The 1480-nt window shown below is 26.6% G+C and carries 1 protein-coding gene; it reads right to left on the bottom strand.

What is annotated here, in order from left to right; all coding sequences use genetic code 11:
* Positions 1 to 198: 198 nt before the first annotated feature.
* Positions 199 to 1452 (bottom strand): hypothetical protein, encoded by a 1254-nt coding sequence (locus tag K8344_RS13880; protein ID WP_237609277.1) that lies wholly within the window; start codon positions 1450 to 1452, stop codon positions 199 to 201.
* Between the last annotated feature and the right edge of the window lie 28 nt (positions 1453 to 1480).

Here is a 1480-nt window from a genome sequence, read left to right as displayed (position 1 = left end):
ACAACGTCTCCGTATATGAAACGTAGCGTGTAAAAAGACGCTATCGTTTCGGATTATACACGAGCTGAATTTTTAAATTTTTCTTTTTTCTTTATTTTACCAAAAGTCAAATTTAAAAATTTGGCGGTGTTTGCAAATACACACAAACCTTTCGGAAAGCCTATATTAGCTATGTTTTATATACATTGTTGGCAATAGTTATTTTGTCAGCACTTCTCTTAATACAACTTCAAATTGCTTTCCATCCATTGTTTTTTGTTGCCATATAAACCGCTTAAATCCTTGATTATAATCTAATCCCTGAATATTTAAAAAACAAAATATTCCTTTTGTAAAGAATTTATAATAGTCTTCGTAGTTGCCATTTTGTATTATTGAACTTTCCAAAATCGAATATATTTTTTCTTTTTTGTAAACGAATTCATTGTCTTTTATTGATTTTAAATATCTAAAAGATTTTATTTCATCAAAAACATCTAATTCTTGACCATCGTAATCTTTCGAGTCAAATTCCATATTATCGGATTCTACAAAAATAATAGGCGATTTATCATTATTAATTGGTGGTATGTATATTATAATACTTTTAATTTTATATTGATAGGATGTTTGATTTTCTGCAGCATAAAATTCAAAAAGGTTTTCTCCTCCTCGTTTAAATTTTTTAATAGCACCAGAGCAGAATCCATTATATAAATCAGTTCCAAAAGTCAAATCTGAATTAATCATTTCTTCTAAAAATTTAGAACAACTATTAATGTTTGTTATTCTTTTAACTTCATTACTTCCAATACTGATTTTTGCTTTCTTAAGTGCTTTAACAATAATTTCTACAGATTTTATTTTTAAATCAAGACCTTTTTCTTGTAATAATTCTTTAAAGGTTTCTATGTTCTTCATTAATTCATCATAACCACTTATCATCTTATAAGTTTCTCCGATGTTTTCATAAAAAAAGGCATCTAATTCATCTGATAATCCATCAAAGGTGATGTTAATGTCATATTCATTTAGGTATGGTTCAGAATGCATAATAATATTACGGTATGATTCTAATTCGTTTAATCTCTTTTCAAGAGTTGAGGACAATTTGACTCCTGGGATTATTTTTAGTCTTTCTATTGATTCATTAAAAGAAACTGTGTGTATTTTATGCTTTAAATCTGTTTCAAATACGCTATTCAAATTTCTTTCATTTTTTTGCTTAAGAGCACTTTTAACGTGATTATCAATTTGTGAAAAAATTAGATATTCGCTATGATTTTGAATTATTTTTTTGACTAAAATTTCGATTCCGTGTTGAATGAATAATATTGCATCTTTAAGATGATAAAATCTCTTTTCTTCAGATACTTCTTCTTTATTATAGAAAGTTACTTTTTCATATTCGACAAGACTTTTAAATCCCTTTTTTAAAGAGTCAAGACCACTATCTAAAAAGTTTAATTTCATAGGTTCTCCTTAATTATTGCCAACGGTC

Origin of the sequence: Aequorivita xiaoshiensis (genome assembly GCF_022008395.1) — a bacterium.
Classification (GTDB): Bacteria; Bacteroidota; Bacteroidia; order Flavobacteriales; family Flavobacteriaceae; genus Aequorivita; species Aequorivita xiaoshiensis.
Note: the sequence above shows the minus strand (reverse complement) of the source record. Positions and strands in the feature narration are given on the sequence as shown.

Excerpts from the sequence above, each read along its gene's own strand:
- K8344_RS13880 (WP_237609277.1), bottom strand. The coding sequence starts at position 1,452 with ATGAAATTAAACTTTTTAGATAGTGGTCTTGACTCTTTAAAAAAGGGA.